The organism is Geodermatophilus sp. FMUSA9-8, assembly GCF_037034165.1.
Lineage (GTDB): Bacteria > Actinomycetota > Actinomycetes > Mycobacteriales > Geodermatophilaceae > Geodermatophilus > Geodermatophilus nigrescens.
The window spans coordinates 33,129-46,989 of the sequence record NZ_JBAGKE010000003.1; the positions used below are offsets into that span (position 1 = coordinate 33,129).

The window sequence follows — 13,861 nt, forward strand, 5'->3', positions numbered from 1 at the left end:
TCGAGGATGACACGGGCCGCGCGACGCCCGTGGCAGCCGGGACAGGCGTGGCGCGGGCTCCGCGGGCGCCCGGGAGCCGCGGCGGCCGGACGGCGTCCCGTCCGCGGGGAGGTCAGCCGACCAGCAGGAACCCGATCACGGCGAACAGCACCGTCAGGACGACGACGAGGGTCCCGACGTAGAGGCCGGTCCGGTTCACCGGCGACGGCGGCGGCGGGACGTAGTGCGGGAAGCCGGTGGCCGGCGCGGCGTGCCGGGCGGCGGCCTGCTGGGGCGTGGGCGCGTACTGCGGCTGCGGCGGCAGCTGCACCTGGCCGGGGTACACGACCTGGGTGGCCGCGGCCGGGGCCGGGACGGCGGGGGGCGCGTACGGGGCCGCCGGCGCCTGCGGGGCGGCGGGCGCGTACGGCGCGGGCGGCGGATACGGCTGCGACAACGGGGGTTCCTCTCGAGCGGGCCCGGGCGGTCTCCCCCGGCCGGGCGGCGCACATCGTGGCAGCCCCGGGGCGGGCCCGGAAGGGATCCCGGCGCGGCTCGGAGGTCAGTCGCCGGACGTGGTCCCGCAGACCCGCGGGCCGTCCTCCAGCACCACCAGGAGCGTGCTCTCGCTGCCGTCGTCCCAGCGCACGCCGACCTGCCGGGCGTCCTTGCCGTCGAGCTCGCCGGGCTCGACGCCGGTGACCTCGCCGCCGCTCCCGGCGCCGCCGGCCGGGGCGTAGGCGACGGCCAGCTCCTCGGCGGTGCGGCCCTCGGCGTCGGCGCGGTCGCGCTCGGCCTCGCACAGCAGGTCGCCGGCGGTCTCGGTGTCGCCGGCGGCGAGGGCGGCGGTGAAGACGCCGACCGCCTCGCGCGCCTGCTCGTCCCCCGACCCCTTGACCAGCGGAAGCGCGACGACCATGCCGACGCCGACGGCCAGCGTGGCACCGAAGACGGCGAGGATGAGCCCGTTGCGGCGGCGCGGGGTGCCGGTGTGCAGCGCCTCGGGGCCCTCGTCGTAGAGGTACGGGCCGGTCATCCGCCGCTCGTCTCCAGTTCCGCGCCGGCGGGCGGCCGCGGGTCGTCGCGGTCGTCGAGCCAGCCCTCGGGCAGCGCCACCGGGCGGGGGCTGCTGGTGCGCCCGCGGGGGCCGCCGAGCACCGCCGTCGGGTAGGGCTGGTCCTCGATGTGGGCGAGCAGGCCGGCCAGCTCGTCGAGCGAGCTCACCATCGCCAGGGCGCGGCGGACGTCGGAGCCGACCGAGAAGCCCTTGAGGTACCAGGCCACGTGCTTGCGGAAGTCGGTGCAGCCGTGCAGCTCGCCCTGCTCGGCCGACAGCAGCTCGGCGTGCCGGTACATCACCCCGGCGACCTCGCGCAACGTCGGCAGCGCCCGCCGGGACTCCCCGGCGAAGGCGGCGGCGAGGTCGCCGAACAGCCACGGCCGGCCCAGGCAGCCGCGGCCGATGACGACGCCCGCGCAGCCGGTCTCGGCGACCATCCGCAGCGCGTCGTCGGCCTCCCAGACGTCGCCGTTGCCGAGCACCGGGATGTCGACGGTCTCCACCAGCCGGGCGATCGGCGCCCAGTCGGCGGTGCCGCTGTAGAGCTGGTCGGCGGTGCGCCCGTGCAGGGTGATCGCCGCGGCGCCCTCGTCCTGGGCGATCCGGCCGGCGTCGAGGTAGGTGACGTGGTCGGCGTCGATGCCGATGCGGGTCTTGACCGTGACGGGCACGTCGCGGGCGGCGCGGACGGCGGCCCGCACGATGTCGCGGAAGAGCACCCGCCGCCACGGCAGCGCCGAGCCGCCGCCCTTGCGGGTCACCTTGGGCACCGGGCAGCCGAAGTTGAGGTCGACGTGCGCCGGACGGGTGCCGGCCACCTCCTCGTCGACGAGCATCTCGACCGCGCGCCCGACGGTGGCCGGGTCGACGCCGTAGAGCTGCACGGAGAAGCCGGCCGCCGCCTCCTCGGGCGTGGCCCGGATCATCCGCAGCGTCTTCTCGTTGCGCTCCACGAGCGCCCGCGTGGTGATCATCTCGCACACGTAGAGGCCGGCGCCGAACTCGCGGCACAGCGTGCGGAACGCGGGGTTGGTGATGCCGGCCATCGGCGCGAGCACGACGGCGGGGTCGACGGTCAGCGGCCCCAGCCGCAGCGGGGCGACCGCCAGCGCCAGGGTGCTCGTCACGCCGTCCAGGGTAGGTGGCCGCGCCCGGTGGCCGGGGTCACCCGGGCGGGCCTCGCCGCACCGGAGCCGCCGCCGCGCGTGCGGGCGGCCGTGCTGGGCACTGCCGGGGGACCACCCCGACCGCCAGGAGGACTCATGAGGATCACCGCCGCCGTCGTCGAGGAGCTGCACGGCCCGTTCGTCGTCCGGGAGGTCGAGATCGACGAGCCCGGTCCCGGCGACGTGCTCGTCGAGGTGGCCGGCACCGGCTTCTGCCACACCGACGGCATCGCGCGCGACGGCGACCTGCCCTTCCCGCTGCCCGGGGTGCTCGGCCACGAGGGCGCCGGCACCGTCGTCGCGGTCGGCGAGGGGGTGACCGGCGTGCGGGAGGGGCAGGCCGTCGTCCTGGGCTGGCCGTCCTGCGGCGCGTGCCGCAACTGCCAGGCCGGCCAGCCGCGCTACTGCCTGCGGATGGGCGAGCTCGTCGGCGGCGGGCACCGCCTCGACGGCGCCTCCGCCCTGCGCACGACGGACGGCGCCCCGCTGTCGAGCCACTTCTTCGGGCAGTCGTCGTTCGCGACGCACGCGATGACCACCGCGTCCTCGCTCGTGCCGGTGCCCGAGGGCCTGCCGGTCGAGATCGCCGGCCCGCTCACCTGCGGCCTGGCCACCGGCGCGGGGGCGGTGCTCAACACCGTCCGCCCGGAGCCCGGCACGTCGATCGTCGTGTACGGCGTCGGGACGGTGGGGCTGGCCGCGGTCATGGCGGCCCGCAACTCGGCCGCCACGACGATCATCGCCGTCGACCGGCACGCCTCCCGGCTGCGGCTGGCGAGCGAGCTCGGGGCCACGCACACCGTCGACGCCACCGACACCGACGCCGTGCAGGCGGTCACCGACATCTGTGGCGGGCCGGCCGACGCCGCGCTGGAGTGCACCGGCGTGCTGCCGGTCATCCGGCAGGCCATCGACTCGGTCGGCATGCTCGGCACCGCCGTCCTCATCGGCGGCGCGCCCGCGGGTGCGGAGTTCACCGCCGACCACCTGACGACGCTGTGGGGCAAGACGATCCGCGGGACGCTCGGCGGCAGCGGCCACGGCCAGGCGCTGATCGCCGCGCTCATGGACCTGCACCTCCAGGGCCGCTTCCCCTTCGACCGGCTCGTCGAGTCCTTCCCGCTCGAGCGCATCGAGGACGCCGTCGAGGCCTCCTACAGCGGCGAGGTGGTCAAGCCGGTCATCCGCATGGGCGGCTGAGGAGCGGCGCAGGTTCGGGGGACGGCGCGTCCGGGCAGGGGGGCGTCCCCCACACGGTCCAGGAGGGTGCTCGTGCGCAGGTCGTCCCCCGCCCCGCCGGCGGCCGGCGGTGCGCCGGTCCCCGGCGTCACGAGGATCGCGGTGCTGCGCGCCAACTTCCTCGGCGACCTGGTGCTCACGCTGCCGGCGCTCGAGGCGCTGCGGGCGGCCTATCCGGACGCGGAGGTCACCTACCTGGGCGCGCCGTGGCACCCGGGCCTGCTGGAGAGCCGGCCGGGGCCGTGGGACCGCGTGGTCGTCGTCCCGCCGTGGCCGGGCGTGCGCGACGAGCCGGGCGCCGACCGCGGGAGCCTCGCCGTCCGCCGCTTCCTCGCCGAGCAGCGCGCGGAGGGCTACGACCTCGCGCTGCAGCTGCACGGCGGGGGCGGCCACTCCAACCCGCTGGTCGCCGCGCTCGGCGCCCGGGTGACCGCCGGCGCCCGCGACACCGGCGCCCCGCCGCTGGACCGCTGGCTGCCCTACGCGCACGACCAGCACGAGGTGCTGCGCTGCCTGGACGTGGTGGGCCTGGTCGGCGCCGCGCCGGTCACCCTGGAGCCGCGGCTGGCGCTCACCCCGGGCGACGCCGCCGCGGCCGCCGCCGTGCTGCCGGCCGGGCCCGCGCCGCTGGTGGCCCTGCACGCCGGCGCCCAGGACCCGCGCCGCCGCTGGCCGCCCGGCTGCTTCGCCGCCCTCGCCGACGCGCTCACCGACGCCGGCGCGCGCGTCGTCCTCGTCGGTTCCGGCGACGACGACCGGCGGGCGGCCGACGCGATCCGCGCGGCGTCGTCGGCCCCGCTGCTCGACCTCGTCGGCGCCCTGTCGCTGCCGGCGCTCGCGGGCGTGCTGGCCCGCTGCCGGCTCGTGGTGGCCAACGACTCCGGCCCGAGGCACCTCGCCGCGGCGGTGGGGACCGCGACCGTGAGCGTGTTCCTCGAGCGGAACCTGCTCAACGCCGGCCCGCTCACCCGGGCCCGGCACCGGGTCGCCGTCTCGGCCCGCACCGACTGCCCGGTCTGCGGCACCGACCAGCGCGTCACCCGCTGCGGGCACGACCGGTCACTGGTGGCCGGCGTGTCCCCGGAGACGGTGCGGGCCGCCGCCCTCGATCTCCTCGAGGACGACGGCCCGGCGGTGTCCGGCCCGGTTCAGCAGCCGGGCAGGCGGGCGGCCAGGTAGGACTCCACCTGCGCCAGCCCGATCCGCTCCTGGCTCATCGAGTCGCGCTCGCGCACGGTCACCGCGTCGTCGGTGAGGGTGTCGAAGTCGACGGTGAGGCAGAACGGCGTGCCGATCTCGTCCTGGCGGCGGTAGCGGCGGCCGATCGCGCCGGCGTCGTCGAAGTCGACGTTCCAGTTGCGGCGCAGCGTGGCGGCCAGGTCCCGGGCCTTGGGCGAGAGGTCGGCGTTGCGCGACAGCGGCAGCACGGCGGCCTTCACCGGCGACAGGCGCGGGTCGAGCTTGAGCACCGTGCGGGTGTCGACGCCGCCCTTGGCGTTGGGCGCCTCGTCCTCGGTGTAGGCCTCGACGAGGAACGCCATGAGCGACCGGGTGAGCCCGGCCGCCGGCTCGATGACGTACGGCGTCCAGCGGGTGTTGCTCGCCTGGTCGAAGTAGGACAGGTCCACGCCCGAGTGCTGCGAGTGGGTGGACAGGTCGAAGTCGGTGCGGTTGGCGATGCCCTCGAGCTCGCCCCACTCCGAACCCTGGAAGCCGAAGCGGTACTCGATGTCGACGGTGCGCTTGGAGTAGTGGCTGAGCTTCTCCTGCGGGTGCTCGAAGTGCCGCAGGTTGTCCGGCGCGATGCCGAGGTCGGTGTACCAGCGGGTCCGCTCGTCGATCCAGTACTGGTGCCACTCCTCGTCGCTGCCCGGCTCGACGAAGAACTCCATCTCCATCTGCTCGAACTCGCGGGTGCGGAAGATGAAGTTGCCCGGCGTGATCTCGTTGCGGAACGACTTGCCGATCTGGCCGATGCCGAACGGCGGCTTCTTGCGCGCGGCGCCCATGACGTTGGCGAAGTTCACGAAGATGCCCTGCGCGGTCTCCGGGCGCAGGTAGTGCAGACCCGACTCGTCCTCGACCGGGCCGAGGTACGTCTTCAGCATCATGTTGAAGTCGCGCGGCTCGGTCCACTGGCCGGTGACGCCGCAGTTCGGGCAGGTGATCTCGGCCAGGCCGTTCTCCGGCAGCCGGCCCTTCTTCTCCTCGAAGGCCTCCTCGAGGTGGTCGGCCCGGAACCGCTTGTGGCAGTTCTGGCACTCGGTCAGCGGGTCGGTGAAGACGCCGACGTGACCGGAGGCCACCCAGGTCTGGCGCGGCAGGATCACCGAGGAGTCCAGGCCGACGATGTCGTCGCGGCTCTGCACGACGGTGCGCCACCACTGGCGCTTGATGTTCTCCTTGAGCTCGACGCCCAGGGGCCCGTAGTCCCAGGCGGAGCGGGTGCCGCCGTAGATCTCACCGGAGGGGAAGACGAACCCCCGGCGCTTGCAGAGGTTGACCACCTTGTCGAGGCGGGCGGGGTCGTGTGTGGTGCTGGCGCTCACGGGCGGGGTGCTCCATCCGGCTGGCGGTCGGCGGTCGACCCGCCAACGGTAGTCGCCGCCGGTCACCCGCCCGCCGCCGGTCAGGGCCGGGTGTACCCGCAGACGGTCGGGCCGCCCTCGTCGGCGACGGTGACCACGAACGTGGTCTGGCTGCCGGTGTCGAGGGTGACGTCGAAGGTGATCTCGTCGACGTCGCCGGCGGGCGCCGCGTCGGTCGCGGTGCCCTCGGTGATCTGGCCGCCGAGGAACGCGTCGAAGTCGGCGAGCAGGGCGTCCGCGTCGGCGAACTGGGCCCGCCCGTCGCCGCACAGGCCCTCGTAGGCGGCCGCGCCGTCGCGGTCGACGACCGACTGCACCCACGACGCCGCGAACTCCGGGCTGGCGGGGACGTTGAGCTCCCCTCCCCCGGTGCCGCCCCCTCCGGGCGTGGGGGTGGACGCCCCGCCGCCGAAGCCGCCCTCGTCGCCCGGCTCCGCCGACGACGACGGCGCGGACGACGGGCCCGGGGACGACGAGGACGACGGGGACGAGGACGCGGTCGACGACGGCGCGGCGGCCGGCGCCTCGTCGTCGCGGCCGAGCAGGAGGAACAGCAGCACGCCGCCGCCGACGAGCAGGACGGCGAGGGTGGCCAGCGCGGCGATCAGCGGGCCGCGGCCCCGCTTCTGCCGCGGCGGCACCGGGTAGCCGTAGCCGCCCTGTCCGGGCGCGCCGTACCCCGGCGGGCCGGGGGCGCCCCAGGGCGGCTGCTGCCCGTACCCGGGCCCGCCGTACGGCGGCTGCTGCGGTGGGTGCTGGCCGTACGGGGGCTGCTGACCGTAGGGCGACTGCTGCCCGTGGGGCGGCTGCTGCCCGTACGGCGGCGGCTGCTGCGGCACCGGGCCGCCGAGGCGCAGGGTGGGGTCGCGCTGGTCGGGCGGGCCGCCGGCGAGCCGGTCGGTGGGCTGGTCCGGCGGCACCGGCGGGCGGCCCGCGGGCGGCGGCGGGGGGAGGCGCACCTCGCGGGTGCGGTCCGGCGGTGTCCCGTCCTGCGGCGGCTGGGTCATCGCGCCCGTCCTCCCTGCTGGTGCTGTCCGACGCAGGCTACGCACCCGGACGCGGGCGGGCGCGGCGGTTCACCCCGGCGGCAGGAAGGCGCCGGGCTCGTCGACGGCGTGCACCCAGACCGGCGCCCCGGCGATCTTCACCTCGGCGGCCGACAGCGCGCGGCGGTAGGAGCCGACGCCGTCCCAGCGGGTCACCAGCGCCCAGAGGCCCGGGTCGTCGGCGCAGCGGCCGGCCTCGCCGCCGAGCCAGCCGGGCCGGGCCGCCAGGGCGGCGAGCAGCCGGTCGAGGTCGGCGGGCAGGCCGGCCGCCGCCTCCGGGGACACCCGCAACCGGGTCACCGCGAACACCGGCCCATCGTGCCCGGGCCGGTGTCCGCGGTGCCGGTCGGGAGCGGGTCAGTAGAAGTCGCAGACCGTCAGGGTCTGGTCCACCCACAGCTCGACGACCTGGGTGCCGCCGCTCTCCAGCGTCAGCTCGAAGGTGGCGACGTCGACGGCGTTGGCGGCGTCGTGCTCGAGGGCGACCAGGGTGCCCGCGGTGATGCCCTCGCCGCCGAGGGTCTGCGTGTAGAAGTAGTAGGTCAGGTACTCGTCGGGGGTGTAGTCGGTGCCCGCCGAGCCGGCGATCGCCGCGGCCTGCAGCGTCGAGCAGGACAGGTCGAAGACCGTGGCGGTGTCGAGGTCGTAGACGGCCTGCACCCAGGCCAGCGCGACGTCGCCGGAGCCGGGGATCTCGCTGGTGTCGGCGCCCCCGCCGGTCTGCTCGGTCATGCCGCCGCCGGAGCCGGTGCCGGAACCGCTGCCGGACCCGGTCCCCGAGCCGCTGCCGGAGCCGCTGCCGGAGCCGCCGCCGCCCGGGGAGCCGGCCCCGCCGGGGACCTCCACCGGACCGCCCATCTCCATGCCGGAGCCGCCCTCGGACCCGCTCTCCGGCGCGCTCTCGGACGCCGGCGCGCTCGTGGTGGCCGACGCGGCCTGCGTCCCGTCGTCGTCGCGGCCGAGCAGGAGGAACAGCAGGACGCCGACGCCGGCCGCCACCACGACGACGGCCGTGATGACCCACGGCAGCACGCTGTTCCTCCGCGGCGGCTGCCCGTACCCGCCGGGGCCGCCCGGGCCGGGGCCGTACTGCCCGGGGGCGCCGTACGGGCCGGGCGCTCCGTACTGCCCGGGAGCGCCGTACTGGCCGGGTGCGCCGTACTGGCCGGGCGGCGCGGAGGGGGCGGGGGCGCCGTAGGGGCCGGGGGGCTGGGACATCGTGGGGTTCCGTTCCGGGAGGGAGCGGGCCCGAGGGCCCGGGGAGCGGGAGCAAGCTAGTGACGACCCGGCGTCCCGGCCACGGGTTCGCGCGCGCCTCGGGTCACGTCCCGGTCACGGATCGGAGCGGACACCTCCCCGCGGCGTCGGCGCTGGTCGGGTCCGGTCGGCGTCCCTACACTCCGCCGACGACCCGCACGCGCCGCCCGGGACCCGTGGGCGCCGGCGCAGCGGCACACGGAGGACGACCGGTGGAGTTGCAACAGTTCGGCCCGTATCGCATCGAGTCGCTGCTCGGCCGCGGCGGGATGGGCGAGGTCTACCGCGCCTTCGACACCGAGCACGACCGCACGGTCGCGCTCAAGGTGCTCAGCGAGCACCTCGCCGCCGACAGCGGCTACCGCGAGCGGTTCCGGCGCGAGGCACACCTGGCCGCCCGCCTGAACGAGCCGCACATCGTGCCGATCCACCGCTACGGCGAGATCGACGGGCGGCTGTTCCTCGACATGCGCCTGGTGCCCGGCCGCGACGTCGCCGCCGCGCTGGCCGAGGACGGGCCGATGAGCCCCGAGCGCGCCGTGTCGATCGTCGGCCAGACCGCCCGGGCGCTCGACGCCGCGCACGCCGACGGCCTGGTGCACCGCGACGTCAAGCCGTCCAACGTGCTGCTCAGCGGCAGCGCCGACGACGAGTTCGTCTACCTCGTCGACTTCGGCATCGCGCGCTCCACCAGCGACGGGCAGGGCCCGGCGCTCACGCAGACCGGCGCGGCGCTCGGGTCGTTCGACTACATGGCGCCCGAGCGGTTCCTCGAGAAGCCGATCGACCGGCGGGTCGACGTCTACGCGCTGGCGTGCGTGCTCTTCGAGTGCCTCACCGGCCGCCGCCCCTTCACCGGCGACGGCCTGGCCACGCTCATGTACGCGCACCTGAACACCACGCCGGTCGCGCCCTCGCAGCTGCGCCCGGACCTGCCCCGCGCGCTCGACGACGTCGTGCAGAAGGGCCTGGCCAAGGAGCCCGACGAGCGGTACGCGACCTGCGGCGAGCTCGCCGCGGCCGCACGGGCCGCGCTGAGCTCGGCCGGCGTCACCCCGCGCGCCGAGGCCGCGCCGCCGACGTCGGTGTCCCCGCTGTTCCGGCCGCAGACGGTCGGCTTCTCCAACCCCGGCCCGCCCGGCGGCTACGGCCCGCCGTCGAACCCGGGCGGGTACGGCCCGCCGTCGAGCCCCGGCGTGCCCGCGGCCTACGGCCCGCCGTCCCAGCCCGGGCCTGCCGGCTACCGGCCGCCGTCGCACCCCGGCGCGCCCGGGTACGGGCCGCCGTCGAACCCCGGCCCGCCGGCCGGCTTCGTGGCGCCCCCGCCCGGCGGCTTCCGCCCGCCGACGGGACCGGTCCCCCCGCACGGCGGCGGCGCGACGCCGTCGGGCCAGAAGCAGCCCAACCGCATCCCGCTGGTGCTGGCCGGCCTGGCGGTGCTGCTGGTCGTGGTCGTCGTCGGCGTGATCGCGCTGACCAGTGGCTCCGGAGGTGGCGGCGACGTCGCCGACGACTCGTCGTCCTCGTCGTCGTCCTCCTCCTCGTCGTCCGGCGACACGGGCGGCGGCACGACCGGGGACCCGCTGCAGCAGCTGCTGGCCATCATCCCGGGCGACTTCGACGCCGACGCCTGCACCCAGCAGCCGCTCGCCGGGGACGGCGACCTCGCGACGGTGACCTGCGGCGCGTCGTCCACGACGCCGGGCCCGCAGCAGTCCTTCTTCTACCTGTACGAGGACGGTGCCGCGGTCGACGCGGTGTTCCAGACCGACGTCGACGGCGTGGGCCTCTCCCAGCTCGGCTCGGGCGAGAACTGCCCCGGCGTCCAGGGCTACCAGGGCTACACCGACGCGCAGGAGCAGTACGCCGGCCGGATCGCCTGCTGGGTGGACACCGACGGCGACGCCAACCTCGCGTGGACGCAGGAGGATGTGGGCACCGAGGGCCTCGTGGTGATCCCCGGCGGCGGGGAGGCCGGCCTGGCCGACCTCTACGAGTGGTGGCGGTCCCCGGCGCGCAGCGACTTCGCGCAGCGCTGAGGCGCACGACGACGGGCCCCGCTCCTCCGGCCGGAGGAGCGGGGCCCGTCGTCGTCCGGGGCGGTCAGGCGGTGGCGGCCGCGGCCAGCCGGTCGAGGCGCTCGGCCACCTGCAGCGCGGTGACCGGCCGCTGCCCGACCGGGGCGAGGCAGGCCGACACCAGGGCGGCCTCGTCGTCGGTCAGGCCGGGGCTGATCGCCGGCTCGGCGCTCATCACCCGGCGGATGGCCAGGAGCGGCTCGCCGTCGGGCAGCTCGCCGTACAGGCCGGTGCCGGTGAGCGCCCGGTTCAGCGTGGCGCCGAGCGCGAAGACCTCCGTGGCGCGGGAGGGCCGGTCACCGCGCAGCAGCGCCGGGTCGAGGTACTCGACCGAGGCGGCGCTGGCCATGCCGGTGAGCGTGACGCCGGGTGCCAGGTACCGGGCCAGGCCCAGGTCGGAGAGCTTGCCGCCGTCCTCGGTGAGCAGGATGTTGGCCGGCTTGATGTCGCCGTGGGTGAGGCCGGCCTCGTGCAGCGCGTGCGCGGCGTGCGCGGCGTGCGCCACCGCGCGCAGCACCTCGCCGCGGCTGAGCGGCCGGGCCGGGGCGGCGAGGCTGCCGAGCGGGCAGTACTCCATCGCGTACAGGAAGCTGTCCTGCAGGACGGCGTCGTACACCTTGACCAGGTACGGCGAGGCCACCTGCGCGAAGGCCCGCAGCTCGCGGACACCCCGCTCGTAGGCCTGCTCGCTGTGCGTCCCCGTGAAGACCTTCACCGCCACGTACTCGTCGGGCAGGCCGAGCCGCGCCGGCGGCCGCGCGAGGTAGAAGCGGCCGTTGTTGCCCTCCCCGAGCACCCGGACCACCTGGTAGTCCGCGATGGTGGCGGGCGCCGCGCCCACCAGGCCGACGGCATCCATCCTGAGTCCTCCTGAAGCTGCTGTTCCCCCCGGGGCGGCCCGGGACGCCGCCGGTGCGGCAGCGCGACAGTGTGCCCCGCCGCCCGCCGTCCGGGAACCCCGATCGCCCCCGTCGGACGCCGCGCACTGAGGGGTCCCGCGTGGCGCGGGGCGCCGATACAGTCCGCGCCCGGTGCGGTGCCGTGACCGGCACGCACCCCATCCCCCGCGCTGTCCCGCGCGGCTCGCGACGACCCCGGAGACCCAGTGGAAGCGCATTCCGTCGCGGAGATCACGGCCTACGTGTTCCTCGACCTCGCCGTGATCATCGTGATCGCCCGCCTCATGGGACGGCTGGCGGTGATGCTCGGCCAGCCCGCGGTCATGGGCGAGATCGTGGCCGGCATCCTGCTCGGCCCGACGCTGCTCGGCGCCCTCCCGGGCGACCTGGACACCGCGCTCTTCCCGCCCGACGTGCGCCCGTTCCTCAACGTGCTGGCGCAGCTGGGCCTGGTGCTGTTCATGTTCCTGGTCGGCCTCGAGGTCGACCTCTCGTTCATCCGGGGCCGCGAGCGCATCGCCGTCTCGGTGTCGGTCGCCTCGATCGTCCTGCCGTTCGCGCTCGGCGTGCTGCTGGCCACCTACCTGCACGAGGCGCACGACGTCTTCACCGCCGACGACGGCGCCACGTCGACGATCTCCTTCGTCGGTTTCGCGCTGTTCATGGGCGTGGCCATGTCGATCACGGCGTTCCCGGTCCTGGCCCGGATCCTCGCCGAGCGGCAGATGCACCGGATCCCCACGGGCGTGCTGGCGCTCGCGTGCGCCGCCGTCGACGACGTCCTGGCCTGGGCGCTGCTGGCGGTCGTCGTCGCGGTCGTGTCGGCCGGGTCCTTCAGCGGGGTGCTGCTGATCCTGCTCTGGTCGGTCGTGTTCGCGCTGGTGATGTTCCTGGTCGTCAAGCCGCTGCTCAAGCAGCTGGTCACCCGGTACGAGCGCCTGGGCCGGCTCACGCCGGAGATGCTCGCCCTCGTGCTCGTCGGCATCCTCGGCAGCGCCTGGGTGACCGAGGAGATCGGCATCCACTTCATCTTCGGCGCCTTCGTGTTCGGCGTCGTCATGCCGCGTCAGGGCGCCGGCGCCCTGAACCACGAGATCATCGACCGGCTCGAGCAGGTGAGCGTCCTGCTGCTCCTGCCCGTCTTCTTCGTGGTCACCGGCCTCAACGTCGACGTCGGCGCGATCGACCTGACCGGCGTCGGCGAGCTCGGGCTGATCCTGCTCGTGGCGATCTCCGGCAAGTTCGTCGGCGCGTTCACCGCCGCCCGCGCGCAGCGGGTGCCCCGGCGGCAGGCCACGGCGCTCGGCGTCCTCATGAACACCCGCGGACTGACCGAGCTGGTCATCCTGAACCTGGGCCGCGAGAACGGCGTGCTCGACGACACCATGTTCACGCTGATGGTGATCATGGCGATCGTCACCACGGTGATGACCTCGCCGCTGCTCAACCTCGTCTACCCGAAGCGGGTCCTCGCCCGGGACATCGCCGCGGCCGAGCGCGCCGCCATGGGGCTGACCGACGCCTACACCGTGGTGGTCGTCGTCGACGACCCGGTGCGCGACGCCGGGCTGGTCGACCTCGCCTGCGACCTGGCCGGCCGGGAGCGTCCGGCGCAGGTGGTGCTCACCCGGGTGGTGCGGCGCTCGCGGCCCAAGCCGGAGGTCTCCAGCGGCCTGGGCGCCGACCTCGAGCTCATGGCGACCGTGGCCGGCGAGCTCCGGGCGCTGGCCCGGCGGGTGGAGGAGCGGGGCATGCAGGCCTCGGTGGCCTCCCGCTTCAGCGAGGACCCCTGGGCGGAGGTGACCGACCTCGCCGGCAGCAGCGAGGCCGACGTCGTCCTCGTGCGCAGCGGCTGGGGCATCGCCGAGGGCGCCCTCGCCGACGGGCAGGCGGGCACCCCGTGGCCGGCGTCCCTGCACGGGTCGGTGGTCACGGTGTCCGGCGAGCTCGGCGAGCCGGGCCTGGCCCCGCGCGGGGCGGTGGCCGTCGTGCAGGACGGCGGCGCCGACGGCAGGGCCGCGCTCCGGCTGGCCGCGCACGCGGCGCTCGGCCGGTCCGCGCCGCTGCAGCTGCGCGCCGGTGAGGGCCGGCGCGGGCTGCGACGCGGGGTGGCCGACTCGCTGCGCAAGGCGGGGGTCACCGTCGAGCCGGAGAGCACGGCGCTGCCCTCCCTGCTGGTCGCCCCGGCGGATGCCGGCACGGTGCCGCCCGCCGACGACCTGACGCCGATCCTGCTGGTGCACGCCGGCACGGCCGACGCCGACCGCGACATGGACGAGACGCTGGCCGGGATCGCCGCCGGCAGTGCGGCCCGGCCCGGGACCGCCTGAGCGCCGGTCCTCCCCGCGGTGGAGCCCGCGTCCCGTGCGAGGGGACGCGGGCTCCGTCGCGTCCAGGGGCACCTCTCCCCCGCGGCGGCTCGTGCTCTGCCCCGCGTCCGTGGGCAGGGCACGAGCCCGTCCGGGGCACGCCCTCGTGCTCTGCCCCGCCGTGGTGGGCAGAGCACGACCCAGCTCCGGAGGTCAGGTGCCTCCTCCCGGCGGGTCGTG

Annotated in this window: 12 protein-coding genes; 4 read left to right on the plus strand and 8 right to left on the minus strand. The window is 76.1% G+C overall.

All coding sequences use genetic code 11. The features are described 5' to 3' along the window. Positions 1–112 precede the first annotated feature (112 nt). From WA616_RS07285 to dusB, 3 genes are all read right to left on the minus strand, one after another. Entirely contained in the window at positions 113–436 is a 324-nt protein-coding gene (locus tag WA616_RS07285) for a hypothetical protein (RefSeq protein WP_073419207.1), read from the minus strand. A 105-nt stretch (positions 437–541) separates the two neighbouring features. Beyond that, entirely contained in the window at positions 542–1,015 is a 474-nt protein-coding gene (locus WA616_RS07290; RefSeq protein ID WP_073419206.1) for a hypothetical protein, read from the minus strand. Then, positions 1,012–2,166, minus strand: coding sequence for a tRNA dihydrouridine synthase DusB (gene dusB / locus WA616_RS07295; RefSeq protein WP_336028621.1), 1,155 nt, complete (start codon positions 2,164–2,166; stop codon positions 1,012–1,014). Before dusB ends, WA616_RS07290 begins: the two co-directional genes overlap by 4 nt. Before the next feature lie 135 nt (positions 2,167–2,301). Here dusB and WA616_RS07300 point away from each other — a divergent pair, with 135 nt between their 5' ends. Next, positions 2,302–3,405: an NAD(P)-dependent alcohol dehydrogenase gene (locus WA616_RS07300; RefSeq protein ID WP_336028623.1), complete on the plus strand. Its 1,104-nt coding sequence runs from the start codon at positions 2,302–2,304 to the stop codon at positions 3,403–3,405. 72 nt (positions 3,406–3,477) lie between these two features. Beyond that, positions 3,478–4,623 (plus strand): glycosyltransferase family 9 protein, encoded by a 1,146-nt coding sequence (locus WA616_RS07305; RefSeq protein ID WP_336028624.1) that lies wholly within the window; start codon positions 3,478–3,480, stop codon positions 4,621–4,623. Here WA616_RS07305 and WA616_RS07310 read toward each other — a convergent pair. The 4 genes from WA616_RS07310 to WA616_RS07325 all read right to left on the minus strand — a co-directional run bounded on the left by WA616_RS07310 (position 4,593) and on the right by WA616_RS07325 (position 8,296). Further along, entirely contained in the window at positions 4,593–5,993 is a 1,401-nt protein-coding gene (locus WA616_RS07310) for a glycine--tRNA ligase (protein ID WP_073419203.1), read from the minus strand. The genes WA616_RS07305 and WA616_RS07310 overlap by 31 nt on opposite strands. 80 nt (positions 5,994–6,073) lie before the next feature. Continuing rightward, on the minus strand, positions 6,074–7,039 hold the full coding sequence (locus tag WA616_RS07315; protein ID WP_336028625.1) for a hypothetical protein: 966 nt from the start codon (positions 7,037–7,039) through the stop codon (positions 6,074–6,076). Positions 7,040–7,108: 69 nt separating this feature from the next. Then, a complete protein-coding gene (locus WA616_RS07320) occupies positions 7,109–7,387 on the minus strand; it encodes an antibiotic biosynthesis monooxygenase (protein ID WP_073419201.1) in 279 nt (92 codons plus the stop codon). 48 nt (positions 7,388–7,435) lie between these two features. Next, positions 7,436–8,296 carry a hypothetical protein gene (locus tag WA616_RS07325; protein ID WP_336028627.1) on the minus strand — a complete coding sequence of 287 codons (861 nt, stop codon included), beginning with the start codon at positions 8,294–8,296 and terminating at the stop codon, positions 7,436–7,438. A 251-nt stretch (positions 8,297–8,547) separates the two neighbouring features. Between WA616_RS07325 and WA616_RS07330 the strand changes: the two genes are divergently transcribed. After that, a complete protein-coding gene (locus WA616_RS07330; RefSeq protein WP_336028629.1) occupies positions 8,548–10,374 on the plus strand; it encodes a serine/threonine-protein kinase in 1,827 nt (608 codons plus the stop codon). Positions 10,375–10,438: 64 nt separating this feature from the next. Here the strand turns inward: WA616_RS07330 and WA616_RS07335 are convergent, their stop codons facing one another. Continuing rightward, entirely contained in the window at positions 10,439–11,272 is an 834-nt protein-coding gene (locus WA616_RS07335) for a protein kinase domain-containing protein (RefSeq protein ID WP_336028630.1), read from the minus strand. Between the two features lie 246 nt (positions 11,273–11,518). Between WA616_RS07335 and WA616_RS07340 the strand changes: the two genes are divergently transcribed. Then, positions 11,519–13,642, plus strand: a complete 2,124-nt coding sequence (locus WA616_RS07340) for a cation:proton antiporter domain-containing protein (protein ID WP_336028632.1) — start codon at positions 11,519–11,521, stop codon at positions 13,640–13,642. Positions 13,643–13,861 lie beyond the last annotated feature (219 nt).

What these genes read in the sequence shown, in the direction of transcription:
- WA616_RS07290 (WP_073419206.1), bottom strand. Translation starts at nt 1,015, where the DNA reads ATGACCGGCCCGTACCTCTACGACGAGGGCCCCGAGGCGCTGCACACC.
- WA616_RS07300 (WP_336028623.1), top strand. Translation starts at nt 2,302, where the DNA reads ATGAGGATCACCGCCGCCGTCGTCGAGGAGCTGCACGGCCCGTTCGTC.
- WA616_RS07315 (WP_336028625.1), bottom strand. Translation starts at nt 7,039, where the DNA reads ATGACCCAGCCGCCGCAGGACGGGACACCGCCGGACCGCACCCGCGAG.
- WA616_RS07325 (WP_336028627.1), bottom strand. Translation starts at nt 8,296, where the DNA reads ATGTCCCAGCCCCCCGGCCCCTACGGCGCCCCCGCCCCCTCCGCGCCG.
- WA616_RS07335 (WP_336028630.1), bottom strand. Translation starts at nt 11,272, where the DNA reads ATGGATGCCGTCGGCCTGGTGGGCGCGGCGCCCGCCACCATCGCGGAC.